General features: G+C 68.1%; 5 protein-coding genes and 1 pseudogene. All 6 read left to right on the forward strand.

Annotation, left to right across the window (positions count from 1 at the left end):
• Positions 1 to 640: MBL fold metallo-hydrolase (locus RT551_RS21130; protein WP_345785170.1), on the forward strand; the 640-nt coding region annotated here is incomplete at its 5' end.
• A gap of 3 nt (positions 641 to 643) precedes the next feature.
• Positions 644 to 1,318: a MotA/TolQ/ExbB proton channel family protein gene (locus tag RT551_RS21135; protein ID WP_313462144.1), complete on the forward strand. Its 675-nt coding sequence runs from the start codon at positions 644 to 646 to the stop codon at positions 1,316 to 1,318.
• Between the two features lie 3 nt (positions 1,319 to 1,321).
• Positions 1,322 to 1,747: a biopolymer transporter ExbD gene (locus tag RT551_RS21140; protein ID WP_311190798.1), complete on the forward strand. Its 426-nt coding sequence runs from the start codon at positions 1,322 to 1,324 to the stop codon at positions 1,745 to 1,747.
• Entirely contained in the window at positions 1,744 to 3,495 is a 1,752-nt protein-coding gene (gene msbA, locus RT551_RS21145) for a lipid A export permease/ATP-binding protein MsbA (RefSeq protein WP_313462147.1), read from the forward strand. The genes RT551_RS21140 and msbA overlap by 4 nt, the downstream gene beginning before the upstream one ends.
• On the forward strand, positions 3,495 to 4,517 hold the full coding sequence (lpxK, locus tag RT551_RS21150; protein ID WP_313462149.1) for a tetraacyldisaccharide 4'-kinase: 1,023 nt from the start codon (positions 3,495 to 3,497) through the stop codon (positions 4,515 to 4,517). Before msbA ends, lpxK begins: the two co-directional genes overlap by 1 nt.
• A gap of 42 nt (positions 4,518 to 4,559) precedes the next feature.
• Positions 4,560 to 4,715, forward strand: a pseudogene (locus tag RT551_RS21155) (3-deoxy-manno-octulosonate cytidylyltransferase); the annotation flags it as partial.

Here is a 4,715-nt window from a genome sequence, read left to right on the forward strand (position 1 = left end):
CAGCCACACCGACCGCGACCACGCCGGTGGCCTCGGCGCGGTACGCCGGGCGTTCCCGCAGGCCACCGTCCAGGCGCCGCCGGGGGCGCTGCAGAGTGCGGCCGCGTGTCACGCCGGGCAGCACTGGGACTGGGACGAGGTGCGTTTCCAGTTGCTGCATCCCGCACCGGGCAGTGCCTACGACGGCAACGCCAGCAGCTGCGTGCTGCGGATTGAAACCCAACACGGGGCCGTGCTGCTGGCCGGCGACATCGGTCATCGCGAGGAAGCCGCCCTGCTGCGCGACAGCGCGGGCATGCTCCGCGCCGACGTCGTGGTGGTACCCCACCATGGCAGTGCCGGCTCGTCCAGCCCGGCCTGGGTTCAAGCGGTGTCGCCACGGCTGGCACTGGTCTCGGCCGGGCACGGCAACCGCTTCCGGCACCCGCGCCCGGAGGTGGTGGCGCGCTGGCAGGCGGTCGGGGCCGAGGTGCTGAACACGGCCGAGAGCGGGGCGCTGCGCGTGTGGCTGGGCCCGCAGGGGCTGCAGGTGCGTGAACAGCGGCTTTTCGAGCGCCGTTGGTGGGATGCCGCGGAGCAGGCGCGGTCGGCTGCTATTCTATCGGCCAGCAAACAGGCGGCCAGTGGGCCGGAGGGTTGAAACGTGTGGGAACTGGTCAAGGCCGGTGGCTGGCCGATGGTGCCGCTGCTGCTGTTGGGCGTTCTGGCTTTGGCGATTGTCCTGGAGCGTTTCTGGACCTTGCGGCGTAACGAGGTGCTGCCCCCGGGGCTGGGCCAGGAAGTGCGCAACTGGGCCGCGCGCGGCAAGCTCGACCCGAACCACATCCAGTCGCTGCGGGCCAACTCGCCGCTGGGCGCGCTGCTGGCCGCCGCACTGGAAGCACGCAACCGTCCGCGCGACCAGATCCGCGAGCGCATCGAAGATGCCGGGCGTCACCTCGTGCACCGCATGGAGCGCTTCCTCAACGCACTGGGCACCATCGCCTCGGCCGGCCCGCTGCTGGGCCTGCTCGGCACCGTGATCGGCATGATCCAGATGTTCCTCGGCATCCTCGACCACGGTGTGGGCGACGTGAACCAGTTGGCAGGCGGCATCGGCAAGGCGCTGGTGTGCACCGCCACCGGCATGATCGTGGCCATTCCCGCGCTGATGTTCCATCGCTATTTCAAGGGCCGCATCAACGGCTATGTGATTGAAATGGAAATGGAGGCGTCCGCGCTGCTGGACGCGCTCGACGGCCGCCCGGGGGTGATGAACACCTCCGCCCGTGCACCGGCTGCGTCGGCCGCTGCCGCACCCGTCACGGCCAAGGGCTGACGGATGCGCATCCGCAACGACCGGGTCCAGGACGAACCGCACATCGATCTGGTGCCCCTGATCGATGTCATCCTGGTGCTGATCATCTTCTTCGTGGTCACCACCACCTTCGACGCGCGTTCCACCCTGCAGGTGCAGCTGCCCACCGCCAGCCAGCAGGACAACAGCGAGCCGCCGCGCGCCCTGAGCGTGCTGGTGAATGCCGAAGGCCGTTATTTCATCAACGACCAGGAAGTGCTGCGCACCGACGTGGAATCGGTGAAGCAGACCATCGCCGCCGTGGCCGGTGACGACCGCGAGCAGACCGTGCTGCTGCGCGCCGACGCCCGCACCCCGTACCAGGCCGTGGTCACCGCCCAGGATGCCCTGGGCCAGCTCGGTTTCCGTCGCATCGCCATCGCTACCGCGCCGGAGGTGCGTACTCCATGAGCAACAAACAACACGCGCCCATCTGGCCGATCTACAAACGCCTGCTCGGCTACACCAAGGCCTACTGGGTGTTCATGGTGGCCGCGGTGATCGCCATGGTGGTCGAAGCGCTGGCCGGCTATCACTTCACCAAGCTGATGGACCCGCTGGTCAACCGTGGCTTCGTCAACCCCGAGCCGCGCATGGCGGTGATCCTGCCGCTGACCATTCTGGGCCTGTTCCTGATGCGCAGCCTGGCCACCCTGGTCAGTGACTACGCCTTGGCCCGCACCGGCCGCAGCGTGGTCCGCGACCTGCGCGAGCAGGTGCTGGAAAAATACCTGCATCTGCCGTCGTCGCACTTCGACACCGAAGCCACGCCGGTGATGGTCAGCCGCCTGAACTACGACACCGAACAGGTCACCCAGGCCAGCGCGGATGCGCTCAAGACCCTGGTGGCCGACACCCTGACCATCATCGCCATGCTGGTGGTGATGCTGCAGATGAGCGTCAAGGTGACCGTGGCGATGCTGGTGGTGGTGCCGCTGATCGGCGTCATCGTCTCCATCGTGGGCAAGCGTTACCGCCGCATCAGCCGTGGCATCCAGGACGGCATGGGCAACATGGCGCAGACCGCCGAGCAGTCGCTGGCCGCGCAGCAGGAAGTGAAGGTGCACGGCACCCAGCGACACGAGATCTCGCGTTACGCCCGTCTGGCCAACCGCATGCTCGGCCTGAACATGAAGGTGGAAACCACCCGCGCGTTCGCTTCCAGCACGGTGCAGTTCCTGGCCGCGCTGGCGCTGGCGGTGATCGTCTGGGTGTCCACCCGCGAAGCCCTGGCCGGCCGCCTCAACGCCGGTCAGTTCATGGGCCTGATGACCTCGATGATGGCCATCATTCCGTCGCTGCGCCGCCTGACCAGCGTGCAGACCTCGATCTCGCGCGGCGTGGCCGCGGCCGAGCGTCTGTTCGGCATTCTCGACATGCCGGTCGAGCGCGATGAAGGCACGAAGAAGATTGGCCGCGCGCGCGGCGAGCTGGCATTCGAACACGTCATGCTGCGCTACCGCGAAGACACCGGCGTGGCTCTGGATGACATCAGCTTCGTGGCCAAACCGGGTACGGTCACCGCCATCGTCGGTCGTTCCGGCAGTGGCAAGACCAGCCTGATCCGGCTGGTGCCGCGCTTCTACGAGCCCAGTGGCGGCCGCATCACCCTGGATGGCGTTGCACTGGACGACTACCCGCTGGCCGATCTGCGCCGGCAGGTGGCGATGGTGGGCCAGAAGGTGATGCTGTTCGACGACACCGTCGGCGCGAACATTGCCTATGGCATGGACGCCACCGACGAACAGATCCGTGCCGCCGCTGAAGCGGCGAACGCCTGGGAATTCATCGAGCGCATGCCGCAGCAGCTGCAGAGCCCGGTCGGTGAGAACGGCGCGCTGCTGTCCGGCGGCCAGCGTCAGCGTCTGGCGATTGCGCGGGCGATTCTGCGCGACGCACCGGTGCTGATCCTCGACGAAGCCACCGCCGCACTCGACAACGAATCCGAACGGCTGGTGCAGGACGCGCTGCAGCGCCTGATGCCCGAGCGCACCACGCTGGTGATCGCGCACCGTCTGTCCACCATCGAGCACGCTGACCAGGTGCTGGTGATGGATCACGGCCGCATCGTCGAACGTGGCACCCATGCCGAACTGCTGGCCATGGGCGGTCTGTACGAGCACCTGCACAGCATGCAGTTCCGCGAAAGGCAGTCCTGATGGCCGCCAAAGGCACCCAGACGCCGTCGTTCTGGTACGACGGCAGCCCGGTCCCGTTGGGCGTGCGCCTGATCGCGCCGCTGTTCGGCACGGTGGTGGCGCTGCGCCGTCGTCTGTACCGCCGCCGCTGGCTCAAGCAGTACACGCTGCCGGTGCCGGTGCTGGTGATCGGCAACGTGACCGCCGGCGGCACCGGCAAGACGCCGCTGACCATCGCGCTGGTGAACCGCCTGCGCGAAGCCGGCTGGAAGCCGGGCGTGGCCAGCCGTGGCTACGGCCGTGAGCAGGCCGAGGTGGCGCGTTGGGTCGAAGCCACCACGCCGACCGCACTGGGCGGCGACGAGCCGGTGCTGATTGCCTACAAGACCGGCGTGCCGGTGCGTGTGGATGCCGACCGCGTGGCCGCCGGCCGTGCGTTGATCGAAGCGGGCTGCGACATCATCGTCTGCGACGACGGCCTGCAGCATTATCGCCTGGCCCGCGATGTGGAAATTGAAGTCGTCGACGCACAGCGTCGTTACGGCAATGGCCGCCTGATGCCAGCCGGACCGCTGCGCGAGCCCGCCAGCCGCGCCCAGGAATGCGATTTCCGCGTGGTCAACCTGGGTCAGGCCAGTGCCGACCCGGCGGCGATCAACGCCTGCGGATTCGGCGAATGGGCCATGCAACTGCACATCGACACCGCGCTGCCGCTCAGTGGTGGCCGTGCACGCGCGCTGTCGCACTTCCGCGGCCAGCGCGTGCATGCGGTGGCCGGTATCGCGCATCCGCAGCGCTTCTTCGACATGCTGCGCGCGGAAGGCATCGGCGTGGTGCCGCATGCGTTCGCCGACCATCATGCCTATGTGCCGGCTGATCTGCGTTTCGGCAGTGAGCTGCCGGTGCTGATGACCGAAAAGGATGCGGTGAAGTGCAAGCCGTTCGCCAACGAATGGCATTTCGCCGTGCTGCTGTCGGCGGAGCTGCCGGCAGCGTTCTGGGTCAGCCTGCTCGACCGCGTGGACAAGCTCGGCAAGCGCTGAGCGCCACGGATTTCACCCCGCGTCACTGCCAAGAAGGTCCCCATGAGCCAGCCCGTCGATTTCGTTGTTGCCATTCCGGCCCGTTACGCCGCCTCGCGCCTGCCGGGCAAGCCGTTGCGCCTGATCGGCGGCACGCCGCTGGTGCTGCGCGTGGCCGAACGCGCCTTGCAGGCCGGCGCGCGCGAGGTGTGGGTGGCG

The organism is Stenotrophomonas sp. (assembly GCF_032103445.1).
GTDB lineage: Bacteria > Pseudomonadota > Gammaproteobacteria > Xanthomonadales > Xanthomonadaceae > Stenotrophomonas.